Source organism: Stenotrophomonas sp. YJH_SMC_133 (genome assembly GCF_059370655.1).
In genome coordinates, this window is record NZ_JCAFTW010000012.1 from 135,231 (window position 1) to 151,464 (window position 16,234).

11 protein-coding genes are annotated in these 16,234 nt (G+C 66.9%); 6 read left to right on the forward strand and 5 right to left on the reverse strand.

Annotated elements, in window-relative coordinates; all coding sequences use genetic code 11:
* Window positions 1–136: 136 nt before the first annotated feature.
* On the forward strand, window positions 137–1,276 hold the full coding sequence (locus AC5P78_RS17530; RefSeq protein WP_012479749.1) for an MFS transporter: 1,140 nt from the start codon (window positions 137–139) through the stop codon (window positions 1,274–1,276).
* An 80-nt stretch (window positions 1,277–1,356) separates the two neighbouring features.
* Here AC5P78_RS17530 and AC5P78_RS17535 read toward each other — a convergent pair whose 3' ends face one another.
* Window positions 1,357–2,475, reverse strand: a complete 1,119-nt coding sequence (locus AC5P78_RS17535) for an alpha/beta fold hydrolase (RefSeq protein WP_005409039.1) — start codon at window positions 2,473–2,475, stop codon at window positions 1,357–1,359.
* 183 nt (window positions 2,476–2,658) lie between these two features.
* Between AC5P78_RS17535 and AC5P78_RS17540 the strand changes: the two genes are divergently transcribed.
* From AC5P78_RS17540 to AC5P78_RS17555, 4 genes are all read left to right on the forward strand, one after another.
* Window positions 2,659–4,005 carry a c-type cytochrome gene (locus AC5P78_RS17540; protein WP_012479748.1) on the forward strand — a complete coding sequence of 449 codons (1,347 nt, stop codon included), beginning with the start codon at window positions 2,659–2,661 and terminating at the stop codon, window positions 4,003–4,005.
* A complete protein-coding gene (locus AC5P78_RS17545) occupies window positions 4,002–4,928 on the forward strand; it encodes a c-type cytochrome (protein ID WP_138969706.1) in 927 nt (308 codons plus the stop codon). The genes AC5P78_RS17540 and AC5P78_RS17545 overlap by 4 nt, the downstream gene beginning before the upstream one ends.
* 120 nt (window positions 4,929–5,048) lie before the next feature.
* Entirely contained in the window at window positions 5,049–7,427 is a 2,379-nt protein-coding gene (locus tag AC5P78_RS17550; RefSeq protein WP_138969707.1) for a TonB-dependent receptor domain-containing protein, read from the forward strand.
* Between the two features lie 8 nt (window positions 7,428–7,435).
* Window positions 7,436–9,544, forward strand: a complete 2,109-nt coding sequence (locus AC5P78_RS17555) for a phosphocholine-specific phospholipase C (RefSeq protein WP_005409035.1) — start codon at window positions 7,436–7,438, stop codon at window positions 9,542–9,544.
* A 23-nt stretch (window positions 9,545–9,567) separates the two neighbouring features.
* On the opposite strand, the gene AC5P78_RS17560 is transcribed toward AC5P78_RS17555, so the two are convergent.
* The 4 genes from AC5P78_RS17560 to AC5P78_RS17575 form a co-directional block, all read right to left on the reverse strand.
* A complete protein-coding gene (locus tag AC5P78_RS17560; protein WP_111196819.1) occupies window positions 9,568–11,163 on the reverse strand; it encodes an alkaline phosphatase D family protein in 1,596 nt (531 codons plus the stop codon).
* Between the two features lie 10 nt (window positions 11,164–11,173).
* A complete protein-coding gene (locus tag AC5P78_RS17565; protein WP_138969708.1) occupies window positions 11,174–14,107 on the reverse strand; it encodes a TonB-dependent receptor in 2,934 nt (977 codons plus the stop codon).
* Between the two features lie 141 nt (window positions 14,108–14,248).
* Window positions 14,249–15,271 (reverse strand): FecR family protein, encoded by a 1,023-nt coding sequence (locus tag AC5P78_RS17570; protein ID WP_138969709.1) that lies wholly within the window; start codon window positions 15,269–15,271, stop codon window positions 14,249–14,251.
* A complete protein-coding gene (locus AC5P78_RS17575) occupies window positions 15,268–15,783 on the reverse strand; it encodes an RNA polymerase sigma factor (protein WP_005412945.1) in 516 nt (171 codons plus the stop codon). The genes AC5P78_RS17570 and AC5P78_RS17575 overlap by 4 nt, the downstream gene beginning before the upstream one ends.
* 38 nt (window positions 15,784–15,821) lie before the next feature.
* Between AC5P78_RS17575 and AC5P78_RS17580 the strand changes: the two genes are divergently transcribed.
* Entirely contained in the window at window positions 15,822–16,220 is a 399-nt protein-coding gene (locus AC5P78_RS17580) for a hypothetical protein (RefSeq protein ID WP_111150806.1), read from the forward strand.
* Window positions 16,221–16,234 lie beyond the last annotated feature (14 nt).

The following is a 16,234-nucleotide window of genomic DNA, read 5'->3' on the forward strand; positions in this document are numbered from 1 at the left end:
GTCCGTGGGCGACGTTAATCGCCAGTGACGCGAGCGGGTCACTGCAATCGTATGCGTCGCCCGATGTCACGCATGGCACTTGCCGAGCCGACCTGAAAACGTTTCCATAAACGTCCCTTGGAGCTTCGCATCGCGCATGACGCCTTCATCCCCACGTGCCCAGCAGCACGCCACCCGCGCCGCCTTCTTCATTCCCGGATTCGCCACCGCCGCGTGGGCGCCCATGGTGCCCTACGCCAAGGCCAAGGCCGGGCTGTCCGACGCCAGCCTCGGCGCCGTGCTGCTGTGCCTTGGGCTCGGCTCGCTGCTGGCGATGCCGTTGGCGGGCGCGCTGACCGGGCGGCTGGGCTGCCGCCGGGTGATGGTGATCACCTGCGCGATGATGCTGTGCGCCCTGCCCTTGCTGGTGCTGGCGCCCTCGCCGGTGGCGCTGGGTGCGGCGCTGTTCGTGTTCGGCGCCGGCGTCGGTGCGCTGGATTGTGCGATGAACATGCAGGCGGTCGCGGTCGAGCGCGACGCCGGGCGCGCGATGATGTCCGGCTTCCACGCCTTCTACAGCATCGGTGGCTTCGTCGGCGCAGGCTGCATGACCGGCCTGCTGATCCTGGGTACACCGCTGTGGCTGGCCGCGCTGGTTTCGGTGGCGGCACTGCTGCTGGTCGCGGTGCTGTCGGCGCCGCACTGGCGCCCGCAACGGATCCTGCACGACGGCCCACTGCTGGCGCTGCCGCACGGCGTGGTGCTGTTCATCGGCGTGCTGGCCTTCGTGGTGTTCCTCGCCGAAGGCTCGATGCTGGACTGGAGCGCGGTGTTCCTGGCCGAAGTGCGGCAAGTGCCGCGTGACCAGGCCGGCGCCGGCTTCGCGCTGTTCACCCTGGCGATGACCGCGATGCGCCTGTTCGGCGACGGCATCGTCGAGCGCCTCGGCCGCACCCGCACCCTGGTCTTCGGCGGCATCACCGCCGCAGCAGGCTTCACCCTGGCCACGTTGGTGCCCTCGTTTCCGGTGGCGCTGGCGGGGTATGTACTGGTCGGGCTGGGCTGCGCCAACATCGTGCCGGCACTGTTCTCGATGGCCGGCCAGCAGCGGGTGATGCCGGAGAGCATCGCCATCACCGCAGTCACCACGCTGGGTTACGCCGGCATCCTTGCCGGTCCGGCAGCGATCGGTGCACTGGCACACGGCACCAGCCTCGGCTTCGCCTTCCTGTGCGTGGCCGCGCTGCTGCTGGGCGTCGCGGCGTCTGCCCGCTCGCTGGCACGACGGGTGGCCTGACAGAAAAAGGGGACGGAGGGGATTAAGTCGTTTATGGCCCAGCTGTGCGGGAAACGACTTAATCCCCTCCGTCCCCTTTTTCAGCGGTGGGCCAGCCACTCGGCCTGGGCCGGCAGCTGTGGGGCCGGACAGGCGCTCTTCGGGTGGTGCTCATCGCGCGCCATCCAGTCATCGACCACACCGGCCAGCAGGTCCAGCCGCAGCGGCAGGGTGATGTGGTCCTCGCCGCGCATCTCGATGTAGTGCGCGCGCGGGTTGGCCTGGGCCAGTTCGCGGCCCTGGCTGACCGGAATGTGCTGGTCGCCCTGGCCGTGCAGCAGCAGCACGCAGGCGCGGGTATCGGCCAGCGCGCGCGCTACGTCCACGCGGTCCAGATCGACGTCGATACGGCGGCTGGCGGCGGCGATCACCTGGTTGATGTCCTGGCCGCCGTAGCGCCAGCGCGCGTACGACGCCATCGCCTGCGCCTTCAGGCCTTCCGGCTGCAGTCCCATCAGGTGCGGAATCATCGTGCGGATCGCCACACCGGCATTGGCGAACGATTCCATCGCCACCACCCCTTCCACCTGGTCGCCGAGCTTGTCGGCGGTGAATACCGCTGTGGCGGCGCCATAGGACACGCCGAACAGGTACAGCGGGCCGGTTACTTCACCACGCGCGCGCAGCTCGCCGATCACATCCACCACATCGTCGGATTCATAGGTGCCATAGCCCGACGGCCCGGTACCGGACTGTCCATGGTTGCGCAGGTCAAGCGTGACCACGCGGTAGCCGGATTCGGCCAACTGCAACGACCACGGCAGCATCGAATCACCGTTCATCATCCAGCCGTGCAGCAACACCACGGTACCGCGCGGTGCCTGCGCGCGGAACGGCTGCGGTACTGCCAGGCTCAGGCCGGTATCCAGCGGCAGGCCGTTCTCGTGGCGCTGCGGCAGGTAGTGGTAACGCGCGCCGTAATCGCCAGGATCGAACACACGCCAGAAGATCGGCACGCCATCGCGGCCCGGCGCGAAGCCGTGGCGATTGGGCAGTTCGGCAATGGCCGCGGCAATGCGCGGACGATCGAGCAGGGTCGATACGCCCCCCGGCGCGATCAGCCGATCGGCAAGCGAGGTGGACGAGGCATTGATCGAGGACGAGCATGCAGCCAGCCACAGGCCGGCGCACGCCAGCAACAACAGCAGCAGGCGCTTCATGGGCAATCGGGGAAAAGGTGCGACAGCGTGGCAGGTTAGCGACGCGCGCGTGGGCCATCTATCGCGCATGGATGACGGCTTGATGACAGCGCAGGAACGATTCAGCTTGGTGTACAAGCTGTATCTGTTCAGTCATTGATCCGGATCAATGAACGCGCGCGCGGGATCGCCCACAGTGCCGCCATGCGCACCTCGTTCAAGCTCGCCATTGCCCTGGCCGCCACGCTGGCCGCCGCCTACGGCGTCGCCCGCACCACGCCCTACTGGTTCGCACCGCGACAGGCCGCGCAGGTCGACATCCACGATCCGGCATTGATCGCGCAGGGACAATACCTGTCGCGCGCGGCCGACTGCGCGGCCTGCCACACCGCGCCCGGCGGCAAGCCGTTCGCCGGTGGCCTCGGCATGCAGACGCCGATGGGCACGATCTACTCGACCAACATCACGCCCGATCCGGACACCGGCATTGGCGCCTACGACTACGCCGACTTCGAGCGTGCGGTACGTCGCGGCATCCGCCACGATGGGCAGCCGTTGTATCCGGCCATGCCGTACGCCTCGTACGTGATCGCCAGCGACGCGGAGATCAAGGCGCTGTACGCCTACTTCATGGGCTCGGTGCAACCGGTGAAGCAGGACAACGCCGACAGCACGATTCCGTGGCCGGCCAACATGCGCTGGCCACTGGCCTGGTGGCAGCTGCTGTTCGCACGCCCGCGCACGTTCAACCCGGATCCGTCGCTGGATGCCAGCCAGCAGCGCGGCGCCGAACTGGTGGAAGGCCTGGCCCACTGCGGCGCCTGCCACACGCCACGCGGGTTGGCGTTCCAGGAAAAGGCGATGGCCGATGATGGCAGCCGCCAGTTCCTGTCCGGCTCGGTGCTGGAAGGCTGGTATGCGAAGAACCTGCGCAATGAATCGACCGGCCTGGCCAGCTGGAGCGAGGGCGAGATCGTCGACTTCCTGCGTACCGGCCGCACCGATCGATCGGCGGCGTTCGGCGGCATGGCCGACGTGGTCGAGCACAGCACGCAGTACCTGTCCGACGCCGACCTGCTGGCGATGGCCCGCTACCTGAAGCAGCTGCCCGCCCGCGAAGGACGCAGCGCACAGTGGTCGCCCGGTACCGACACCACCACCGCCGCACTGCGCAGCGGCGACTACCGCGTGGCCGGTTCGCTGGCCTATGCCGAGCACTGCCAGGCCTGCCACCGCGCCGACGGGCGCGGCATGCCGCGCGTCTATCCTGCCCTGGCCGGCAACTCGATCGTGTTCGCCGATGACCCCAGCTCGCTGGTGCAGGTGACCCTGATCGGCGGCCGCACGCCGCATACCCCGCATGACCGCATGGCCTTCACCATGCCCGGCTTCGAGCAGCTGCCGAATGCGCAGCTGGCACAGATCCTGACCTTCATCCGCAGCAGCTGGGGCAACCAGGCCAGCGCAGTGAGCGAGGTCGACGTGGCGCGCATGCGCCGGGTGGTGCGCGACAAGCCGGTGCACTACGTTCCGCAGGAGGCCGCACGATGAAGCGTTCACGCACGCGTTCCCGCCTGCTGATCGGCAGTGCGATCACCCTCGTGGTGCTGGCCGGCGCCGGTACCCTCGCCTACCATCATCTGTACCCGGACCTGGATGCCGCCGTGGCCAGCACGATCGATATCCTCGATGCGCAGGGCAAGGTGGTCGGCCACTACCACGCACCCAGCGCCGAAGAAATCGCTGGGCTCGGCAATGCCGAATCGGTGATGCTCGGCCGCCGTATCCTCAACGAGACCGCACGGCTGCTGCCGGACAATGTCGGCAACGATCTGAACTGCAACTCGTGCCACATGGCCGAGGGCAAGCGGCCTTTCGGCAATCACTACTTCAATACCGGCGGCGGCGCCTATCCGCGCTACATGCCGCGTCCGGGCAAGGTGATCGGGCTGACCGAGCGCATCAACGGCTGCCTGCAGCGTTCGATGAACGGCAAGCCGCTGCCGAAGGACTCGCCGCAGATGCGCGCGATGCTCGATTACATGGCGTGGTTGAGCAGTCCTGTGCCAGAAGGTGCAAAGGTGGCCGCCCCCAGTGAGGGGCCCATCGACAGCACGCTGACCCCGGATCCGGTCCGCGGCCAGGCGCTGTACGCCGTGCAGTGCGCCGCCTGCCATGGCGACAACGGCGAAGGACGGCGCGACGCCAGCGGTGACATCGCCTTCCCGCCGCTATGGGGCGACCACAGCTTCAACATCGGCGCGGGCATGGCGCGCCTGTACAAGGCCGCCGGCTTCATCAAGCACAACATGCCACCGGCGGTGACCCGCGAGCCGCCGCTTGGGCAGCAGGTGATGCCCGACCAGGATGCGGTGGACATCGCCAGCTACTTCATCAACCAGCCACGCCCGGACTTCGCCAACAAGGCCAAGGACTGGCCGCGCGACCCGAAACCCAAGGACGCGCGGTACTGACAGGCAGGCGGCCGGGGGCGTCGGCCGTCACACAACACGGTTCCTGCATCTCTACGTCATGTCGATGTCATTGGTGCTGTCGACACTCGGGGGCTTCTCTCCCCCCAAGGTCCGGTATCGATGCGAACGATTGCGCGCTTTCCCCGTGTTTCGCTGCTTGCCCTGCTGATCGCCCCCGCCCTGGACGCCCTCGCAGAAGCACCGCAGGGCGATACGGGCGAAGCGCGCAGCAGCGATGCGCGTACCCTCGACCAGGTGCAGGTGATCGGCCAGGCCACCAGCTACGCCAAGACGTCGGTGCGCGCAGAAACACTGAACAGGCAGACCGTGATGAGCAGCGTCAACGATGCGCTCAACGAAGTACCCGGCGTGGTGGTCAGCGAGGCCGACGCCACCGGCTCGTCGGTGTGGGGCACGCAGATCAGCATGCGCGGGTTCGTCACCAATCGTGATACCCAGCAGATCGGCACCACCATCGACGGCCTGCCCAACGGCGGCTCCGGCTACGGCGGCGGCTCGCTGGCCAACCGCTACATCGACACCCTCGACCTGGAGACGGTGGAAGTCAGCCAAGGCACCGCTGACATCTCCTCGCGATCGAACGAAGCACTGGGCGGCACGCTCAACTTCCTCACCAGCGATCCGCTGCAGGACAGCCGCCTGCGCTTCGTGGTCGGCGCCGGTGACAACGATGCGCGCAAGTACTACGTGCGCTACGACACCGGCCTGCTCGGCGGCCACACCCGCGCGTGGATCAGCGCCTCCTCGTCGAAGGTGCACGACTGGATCGACGGCACCGGCCACGCCAGCAACGACCACATCGCCGGCAAGTTCATCACCGAACTGGATCGCTGGACCCTGACCGGCTACCTGTCCTACAACGATGCCGACGAGCCGGAATACACCAGCGTCTCACCGAAGGGCTTTGCCACCAATCCGGATCGCGACAACCTGGTCGGCACCCTCACCGGCATTCCGTATCTGGACCAGAACTACCGTTCCGGCTCGCGTGCGCTGCGCGAGAACACCTTTGGTTACCTGCGTGCGGCCTTCGACGGCGGCAACGGGTTCAAGGCCTCGGTGGCCGCCTACGGGCACCGCATGCGAGGTCGTGGCGACTGGCTTCCACCTTACCTGGCACAGGTCAGCGATGAGGGTGCGGGCCGCCCCGAATCGGAATATCTCGGTGGCAGAACCGTGTACGGCGGCAGCAACCGCGGCCAGATCTTCTTCGTCAATCCCGATGGCAGCGCCGCGCAGCGCCTGGCCAGCTGCACCCCGCGCCTGGGCTTCACCGCCGAGTACGATCCGAACTGCTACGCGGGCAACGTGCTGGGCGCGCAGTCCTACCGCCACACCCACTACGACAACGACCGCATGGGCGTGACCGCCGACGTCGAATGGCGGCAGACCTTCGGTGCGATCGACAACACCATCCGTGGCGGCCTGTGGGTGGAGAAGCTGGACCGTTCGGCACGCCGTGACTGGCACCGCCTGCTCAACGTCGGCCAGGACATCGCCTTCGACCATCAGCCGTACTGGGTGCAGTTCGAGGACAAGTACAAGGTTGACGAGCAGATGTACTACGTCGAGGACGTGGCCCGCTTCGGGCCGTTCAGTGCCCGCCTGGGCGTGAAGCAGTTCTTCGTCGACCAGTCGCGCCGCCGCGTGATCGGTGCCAGCGAGCACGTGAAATCCGATTCCAGGTCCGATCCGCTGCTGTCGACCGGCTTCACCTGGGCACCGGGCGTGGAAGGCATGGAGCTGTTCGCCGGCTTCTCGCAGAATTTCGCCGCCATTCCTTCAGGCGTACTTGGCGAGACCGACCCGCAGCGCTTCCGCAATGTCGAACCGGAGACCGCCGACAACATCGAAGTGGGCATGCGTATCAGCCGCTGGCCGCTGACCGCCTCGGTGACCCTGTACAACATCAAGTTCGACAACCGCATCGTCTACCTGCCGGCGGGCTTCGTCAGCGGCATCGACTACCTGGGCGAGACCGACGGCGTCTACGAGAACTTCGGTGGCGTGGAAAGCAACGGCCTGGAAGCGGCGTTCGGCTATGGTTGGGACAATGGCTGGCGGATCAACGCGGCCTACACCTACAACCGCTCCAAATACCTGGGCAGTGGCAATGCCGCCCGCGATACTCAGCTGGGCATCGTCGACGGCGCCAAGGTGATCGGCCAGCCGGAGAACACCCTGGTGCTGTCGGCCGACTGGCAGGGCGCCAACTGGAACTTCGGCCTCTCCGGACGGTACCTGGGCACGCGCTACCTTGATGCCGCCAACGTCAACAAGCTGCCCTCGGCCACCGTGTTCAATGCCAACATCGGTTTCGACCTGCAGGGCCTGTCGCCGCGCCTGAAGGGCATGGGTGCCAACCTGGTGGTGAGCAACCTCACCGATAAGCGGTATCTTGCGGGGGTGGACGGCCGCGACAACGCCTTCATCGGCGCCCCGCGCACCGTCGGCATCTCCTTCCGCGTGGACCTGTGAGTGAGCCCGTGACCGATATCGGCCGACGCCGGTTGTTGCAGGCCGGCGTTGCCGCCGGCCTTTCTCCGCTGCTGCCCAGCATCGCCCGGGCCGCAGCGATCGCCCCCGCCGCGCAGACGCGCAGCCTCGAAGACCTGCAGCACATCGTGGTGTTCATGCAGGAGAACCGTTCGTTCGACCACTACTTCGGCACGCTGCCGGGCGTACGTGGTTTCGGTGACCGCTTCGTGGCCCCGGCCCCCGCGCTGCAGGCCGGTGGCCGCGCGCGCAACCTGTGGCTGCAGCCCGATGCCAGTGGCACGCGGGCGATCGCACCGTTCCCGCTGGATACCGCCGCGCACTTCGGCTACATGCGGGTGGAAGGCACGCCGCACACCTGGCCCGATGCGCAGCGCGCCTGGGACCACGGCCGCATGGGGCACTGGCCGAAGGCCAAGCAGAACCACTCCATGGGCTACTTCCAGCGCAGCGACATGCCGTTCCAGTTCGCGCTGGCCGATGCGTTCACGATCTGCGACGCCTATCACTGCGCGATGCAGGCCGGCACCAATCCGAACCGGGTGTTCCTGTGGACCGGCCACAACGATGCACAGGCCCGCGCCGGCGGCCCGGTGATCGCCAACTCGCATGACAACTTCCCCGAACACGGCGGGCATCCGGCGTCCTACCGCTGGACCAGCTATGTCGAGCGCCTGCAGAAGGCCGGCGTGTCCTGGCAGATCTACCAGGACATGGCGGACAACTTCACCGACAACCCGCTGGCCGGCTTCGAGGCGTTCCGTCGGGCGTACAGTGCTGCACCCGGGCATGACCCGCAACTGCGCGCACGCGGGGTCAGTACCCGTGGCCTGCCACAGCTGCGCCAGGACGTACTCGACGGGCGCCTGCCGCAGGTCAGCTTCATCATCGCCGACGCGGCCGGCAGCGAGCACCCCGGACCCTCCAGTCCGGCGCAGGGCGCGGCCTATACCGCGCGCGTGCTGGATGCGCTGACTGCCGATCCGGAAGTCTGGAGCCGCACCGCCCTGCTGCTGATGTTCGATGAGAACGACGGCTTCTTCGACCACATGCCGCCACCGGCACCGCCTTCGCCGGTGGATGGCGGCTGGGCGGGTGCGTCCTCGGTCAGTACCGAGGGCGAATACCACCGCCATCCCGCACCGGGCGACGAGAAGTACGATGCCGCCGAACTGCGCGGCCGCCCGTATGGACTGGGCCCGCGCGTGCCGCTGTATGTGATCTCGCCGTGGAGTCGGGGTGGCTGGGTCGACTCGCAGGTCTACGACCACACCTCGGTCATTCGACTGATCGAACGCCGCTTCGGTGTGGCGGCACCGGACATCTCGCCGTGGCGCCGCGCGGTCTGCGGCGACCTCAGCAACGCCTTCGACTTCGCCCAGCGCGATACCCGCCCGTTCGTGCGCGGCCTGCCCGACGTGAGCGCGGTGGCCGCACGCGCCGCTGCGTTGCCAGGGCGAACCGTGCCGGCGCTGCCGGAGGGGCTGAAACCAGCGAAGCAGGAAGTCGGCATACGCCCGGCGCGCGCCCTGCCCTATCGGCCGCAGGCATCGATGGCTGCGGTGGACGCCTCGGGCGTGGATCTGGCGCTATCCTGCGAAGGCGCGGCGGCAGTGCTGCATGTCTACGACCGGCTGCGGCTGGATGCGGTGCCGCGCCGCTACACGCTGCTCCCGGGCATGGCGCTGCGCGAGCGCTGGCCGCTTGATGCCCAGGGCCGCTATGACCTGTGGCTGCTGGGCCCGAACGGCTTCCACCGCCACTTCCAGGGGGCGGCCAAGGATCCTGCGCTGCAGGCTTCAATTGATCGCACGGATGGCCAACTGCGGCTGCGGCTGCGCAACCTGGGTGACGGCGCGCAGCAGGTGCGTGTGCAGCCTGGTGCCTATGCCGGGCACATGCCCGATCAGGCGCTGGTACTACCCGCACACGCAGAAACCGCGTTGGCGTGGGACGCAACGCCCACGGCGGGCTGGTATGACCTGCAGATCGGCGCGGGCGAGAGCATGCTGCGCCTGGCCGGTCGCGCCGAGGATGGGCGCCCCGGCACCAGTGACCCGGCGATGGGCAGCGAACCACTGCGGTTCGAGCAGGATTGAAGGATCTCTGTAGAGCGGTAGATTCAGGCCTCCTGCAGCCCCGGCCGGCCGTGCTCCACCGCATAGCGCTTCCAGCTCTGCACCGCGCCATTCGGCTGCATCACGGTATCCAGCGTCTTCATGTCGCCGATCCACGCATCGCGGGTGACATCGCACAGCACGTAGCCACGCTTGTCGGTGGTCGCCTTCAGATAGGGGCTGTGCGCAAGCTGGTTCCTGGCATACGCGTCCACACCCTGGCCATCGGCGCCGGAGGTGATCGACGTGGCGAGGAACTCGCTGGAGATCACGCCCGAGTCACGGTGGTCCTGCACCAGATCGCTGGCATAGTGGCGATGCGCGTCGCCGCAGGCGGTCACCACGTTGCCGAAGCCCACCTTCTGGATGTGGTCGAGCAGGCGCCGGCGGCTGTCCAGATAGCCCGACCACTGGTCGTCGGACGACTGCACCACCCCATCCTTCTCGCGCATGTAGTTGCCCAGCGCCACCTGGTGGGCGATGGTGTGCCAGCGCGGTGCGGCATCGGCCAGGCCGTCGAACAGCCAGCGCTCCTGCTTCGCCCCCACAATGCTGCGCTCCGGCGATTCCACCTCCTCACGCAGCGCCATGTTCACCTGCTTGCTGCGGTGCTGGCGGGTGTCGAGCAGGTGCAGGTCCATCAGCGTGCCGTAGCGTGCACGTCGGTACATCTGCATGTGCCCATCGCGCGGGAATGCCGAACGGCGCAACGGCATGTTCTCGTAGTAGGCCTGGAACGCCTGTGCGCGGCGCAGCAGGAATACTTCGCTGGGCGTGTCATCCTGGTCTTCGGCGCCGGCCCAGTTGTTGTCCACTTCATGGTCGTCAAAGGTGACGAACCACGGTGCCGCCGCATGCGCGGCCTGCAGGTCCGCATCGCTCTTGTACTGGGCGTAGCGGCGGCGGTAATCATCCAGCGTGTAGATCTGCGGGCCGACGTGGTTGCGCAGGTTGGTGAACGGCTGGCCGTTCATCTTCCGCAGGCCCGGCTGGCTTTCGCCTTCGTAGATGTAATCACCATAGTGGAAGACGAAATCGAGCGGTTCCTCGGCAATGCGCCGCCACGCGGTGTAGTGGCCTTCTTCGTAGTGCTGGCAACCGGCCACCGCAAAGCGCACGCGATCCACCGCGGCCGTGGCTGCGGGCAGCGTGCGGGTGCAACCGACCGCACTGGCGTGGCCACCGACGCTGAAGCGGTACCAGTAGGGCCGTCCGGGCGCCAACCCGTCCAGCTCCACGTGCACGGCGTGGCCGAGTTCGGGATGCGCCATCGCCGCCCCCTGACGTACCACCTTGCGCATGCCTTCGTCTGCGGCCAGTTGCCACTCGACCAGCATCGGCCGGGTCGGCATGCCGCCGCCGAACACCAGCGGTTCGGTCGCCAGGCGCGTCCACAGCACCATGCCATCGGCCGAGGGATCACCCGAGGCCACGCCCAGGGTGAAGGGTGTGCTGGCAAAGCGCGGCTTGGCCAGCAGGTTGCGCGGGTTCAGCGCGGTGGCATCGGCCTGCGCGGCCAGCGCGTGTGCCGTGCCCATCCAGGCACCGGCAGCGGACAGGCCGGCCAGGGCGAGGAATCGCCTGCGATTGATCGTCTCCACGGCTGTGCCCTCAGTTGTAGATGATGTGGAAGTAGAAGAAGCGGCCGTAGTCGTCGATCTCGGTACGGAAGCGCCCGTTCGGGCCGGTGCTGTAGGTCGGCTGGGTGTTGAACAGGTTCTTGGCCTCGTACTTCAGCGTCACGTGCTTGCTGACCTTGTGGCTGAAGCCCATGTTGAAGGTCATGTACGGGTCGTAGTACGAATCCAGCCACTGGGTGTCGCCGAAGTCGACCAGCATCCGGCTGCGGTAGGTGCCGGACAGGCGCAGCTGCGCGCTCTTCCACGGCATGCGCCAGATCACCGAACCGTTGAGCGACCAGTCCGGCTGGTACAGCAGCCGGTCCAGGCGGCGCTCGGTGCCATCACTGATGCGGTAGTTGGTCTGGCCTTCCAGCCGCGTGGCGTTGAAGTACATGTCGAAGCGCTGGCGGCCCCACTGCAGGTTGCGGTTGGCCACCGCGAACTCGACACCGCGCAGCTTGGACTCATCGGTGTTCATCGGCTGGGTCACCCGGTAGCGGGTATCACCCACGTCCTCGAAGGTGGTCAGGGTGTAGATGTCGTCCTTGATCACCTTGTCGAACAGCGCCACCGAGACCAGGCCGTTGTTGCCGTTGAAATACAGGTCCCACGCCAGGTCGATGTTGGTGGAACGGCGCGGCTGCAGGTCGGCATTGCCCTGCTTGATGCTGCAGAAGCCCCTGCCCTCCTCGTCATCGCCACAGCTGGTGCTGGTGGCCTGGGCGATGTTGCTCGGCGTCGGCCGGCCCAGCGTGCGGCTGGCGGAGAAGCGCAGGCGCTGGTCCTCGGTGAGCTTGAACGTCGCATTCAACGAGGGCAGCAGGTTGTTGTAGCCACCACTCGTATTGCGGAAGGCGGAGGTATAGGTAGTGCCGCCATCATCGCTGAACGGACTGTAGGCATCGAAGCGGGTGTGGTCGTAGCGCAGGCCGCCGATCAGCAGCAGCCGATCCCAGGCGTAGTGCGCGGACACATAGGCATTGGTGATGTCCTCCACGTACTTGTAGTCACTGGTGAAGTTGGCATTCGGATAGGCCTTGTTGTTGCTGCCCAGTTTCGGCAGCAGTTGCTCGTTCCACTTGCGGTTGTCGATCAGCGGGAAGCCCGGCACGCTGCCCAGCAGCGTCGAACCCGGGTACAGGTAGTCGTTGAGCGTGGCACTGCTCTTGAAATAGTCGAAGTCGATGTCCTGCCAGATCTTCAGGTGGCGGTACTCGGCGCCGGCGGCCAGGCCGAAACCTCTCGCATCGGCGTCGATGTTGTAGCTGAAGTCGGCGCGCAGGTTGTCGATGCTCTCCTTGGCATCGCGCGGGGAGACGTAGGCCTGCGCCGGATTGAGCTTGAATGCGGAACTGGTCAGCAGGCTGGAATCGGAAACGGCCACCGCGTTGGGGAATCCGTGGCTGTCGTTCTCGTAGTCGACGAACAGATTGCTTGGATAGGCGCGCACGCCCCAGTAGACCTGGCTGTTGTGGAAGGTCTCTTCGGTATGGCCACCGCGCAGGGTCAGCCGCGAACGGTCACCCATGTCCCAGTTGAAGCTGGCGATGGCGCCACGGTTGCTGCGGTCCCAGCGGTCGTGGCGGTTCTTGATGTAGATGCTGTTGATCTGGGTGGTGCCGCTGTCTTCGGTCTGGTTGCGGACCGGAAACTTGGCGTTGCCGTACAGATCCGTCTTGTTCATCGTCGAGTTCTCGTAGAACCGGTACGAATACAGCAGCAACGATGCGTAGAACGGATCATCCGAGGGCTTCCACTCAAGCTTGGCGGAGCCACCGAAGTTGGTGATGAAGTTGGTATAGGTGCCAGTGCTGAAGTTGCCAGGCGCACGCAGCCCGTTCCAGCCCTTGGCCTGGTCCGGGCCCGTGGTACCGTCGGTGAGGTATTTGCCAGCGTCGTTGTAGTAGTAGTTCGACTCCACCCAGCGCTTGACGCTGTTGCGCGAACGCTGCTCGTAGCGTGCCACCGCAACGATGCCAAACTCCTGGTCGACACCAAACTGGTTGGAGAACACCATCTTGGCGCTCTTGCCGAAGTGACCCAGGGTCTCGTGGTTGCCGCCTGCGCTGCGCTCGACGTTGGTCTCGGCGGTGGAATAGATGCCTGCCACATCGGCAAACACGTACTTGCCTGACCGGTCGAAGGCACTGCGGCTGATGATGTCGATCACGCCGCCGATCGCATCCGGTGCCTGCTCGGCACTGAAGCTCTTGTAGATGTCGGTACGGGTGCCGATGTCGCTGGGAATCAGCTGCAGGTTGTTCATGCGCTCGCCGGAGCCACTGCCCCCCACGCTGGCAATCGCGATGCCATCGATGGTGGTGTAGTTGAGGTTGGCCTGCACGCCGCGCACGGTCACGTAACGTGGCTCGCCGGCATCCTCCACCGCACTCAGCCCTGGAGCGGCCATCAGGCTCTCGGCCAGGGTCTCGTCGCCGTAGCTGTCCATCTCGTCATACACCACCGAATCCTTGATCACCGGCGACGACTTCTTCTGGTCGATGACCTCATGTGCGGCAATCACCTTCACCGTGTCCAGGGTCGGCGCCACCATTGCCTCGGCCTCGCGCGGCTTCGGCGCGGCCGGCTTCGGTTGGTTGCGAGCTGGCGCCGGATCGATGGCGATGACATTGCCATCCACCACGGTGTACCCCAGGCCGGTACCGGCCAGCAGCGCGTCCAGCGCCTGCCTGACGGTGGCACCGCGCGGCACCGCACCGGCCATGCGGGCATCACCGCCGGCCGAGTACAGGAACTGCACCCCGGAACCGCGCGACAGCTGCTCCAGCGCACGCGCCAACGGCTGCGCCGCGATCGGCGTGGATACACGCGCCTCCAGGCCATCGGCACCGGCGGCGAAGGCCAGCGGCACGCTGCAGGGAGACAGGGCGAGGATGATCGACAGGTAGAGCGTGTTGCGCATCACGGGTCCTTGGAAGAGAGAAGGCAGCAGGTGCCACTGCGCGGATCGGCAGCGGCTTCTCCCAAGTAAGAGCCGGCATCCACCGAAGTGGAGAACGCGGATTCGATGAATTTTTTCTGACAGTCCACGACCGCACGGGCCTCAGCGGCTGCCAACCCGCACGGTGTCGCCTTCGCGCCTCACCACGAAGCGCGGGTCGCGTTCGAGGAAGGCCTGCAGCGCACCGATGCGATGCGCATCGAGGCTGCCGGACAACCGTGCCGATGCCGCACCTTCGTCCAGCACGCGTACCTGCACCTGGTTGTGCCGGTTGAAGGCCGCCGCCACCTCGTCCAGCCGTTCATCCAGGAAGGACACCTTGCGCTGCTGCCAGTCCAGCAGCATCGACAATGGCAGGTCCAATGACTCGACCGCATGGCTGCGCGCGTCGACCTGCACCACCCGGCCTTCGCCCAGTTGCGCAAGACGCCGGGGGTCCGCACCCTGGCTCCATACCTCCACCTCGCCGGAGACAACGCCGATGCGCGTGCTCTGCAGCCGTCGCGATACATCGAACACCGTGCCGATGTCGCGGATCTCCAGGCCGTTCACCGCCACCTCGAACGGACGGCGGTCGCGGGCGATGTCGAATGTGGCCTCACCCTGCAGCAGCTCCACCTTGCGGCTGAACCAGCCCATGCGTACCCGCAGGCGGCTGTCCGCGTTGAGCCGCACCTGGGTCTGGTCGGGCAGCACCAGGTCGCGAAGTTCACCCTGTCCGGCACTGTAAAGCTGCTCGGTGGGCATCACCTGCGGAACCAGGCCCACGCCGAGCAGGGTGATACAGGCTGCGGCAGCCGCCACCCACCAGCGCGCACGACCGCGACGCGGCACAGCGCGCGGCGGCGCGTGCACGCTACCGAACAGCGGCACCACCTTGGCGGCGACCTGCCGCGGTGGAACCGCCGCGTCGTCAGGCAACGGCGATTGCAGCGCCTCGCCCACCTGCCGGTGCAACGCAAGGGCGTGCATGTAGGCGCGCACGTGCTCCGGCGAGCGCTTCATCCAGTCCAGGAACGCGAGGCGCCCGGCCTCATCCAGCGCCCCCTCGCGATTGCGCAGGAACCAGTCCATGGCCTCGCAGGCGATCGTGTCGTCGGCCGCGGGCGATGAGGTCCGGTTCATGTGAGCTCCCTGGCGCCCAGCGCCTTCCTGCAGGCCTCCAGCCCCTTGCCGATGTGCTTTCGCACCATGTGCACCGACACCTGCAGCTGCTGGCTGATTCGCGGGCAGTCCAGCCCGTCGCGGTAGTGCAGTTCCATCACCCGCCGCGTGGTCGCCGGCAGTCGTGCGATGGTGCTGCGGATATCATTCCAGCGCTGCGCTCGCTCGAATTCACCTTCGATGTCTTCTTCGCTTTTCAGCACTTCGGCCAGCAGGTCGACGTCTTCCAGCGGCGGCAGCGACGACCGCGCGCGCGCATGCTCGCGCGCCAGGTTGGCCGCCACGGTGAACAGGTAGGCTTCCGGGTTCTCGACCGCATCGGCATCCTCGCCGGTGCTGCGCAGCAGGCGCAGGTAGACCTCCTGCGCCAGGTCTTCGGCATCCTCGCTGGCCGAACCGCGACGCAGGAAGAAGCCACGCAGCAGCCGGCGCCGCAGCGCGTAGCTCTTCTCCCAGATCCTCACGCTGTTCACGGCCGGCCAACCACCCCGAGGCTGGAAAGCCCCGCAGGGTGACCGCCATCGATGACAGTGACGTTTCAACGACCGGCAGGCAGCCGCTAGAATGCGGCCCCTGCAATGTCCCGGCAGCCCGCACAAGGAGTGCTCCCATCAACGCACGCACCGCCATCAACACCCTCAGCAGCCTGCTGTTCCTGCTGCTGGTCGCCCACACCACCGCCTACCAGCAGCAGATGTGGCCGCCCAGCCGGGTCATCCATGTGCATCCGGTGATCGTCGTCCTCGCCTATGCGCTGGGTGTGCTCACGCTGCTGTTGTGGATCGGCGGTCGTCGTGCACCGGAACCCGCCCAACGCCTGGCGCGCTGGTTGCCCATCGTCGCCTGGTGCCTGCTGGGCGTCGGCGTGGCGATCATCCCGGTGTTCCTGCCGGGGCTGTCCCCGGCCTGATCAGCGGCCGCGCC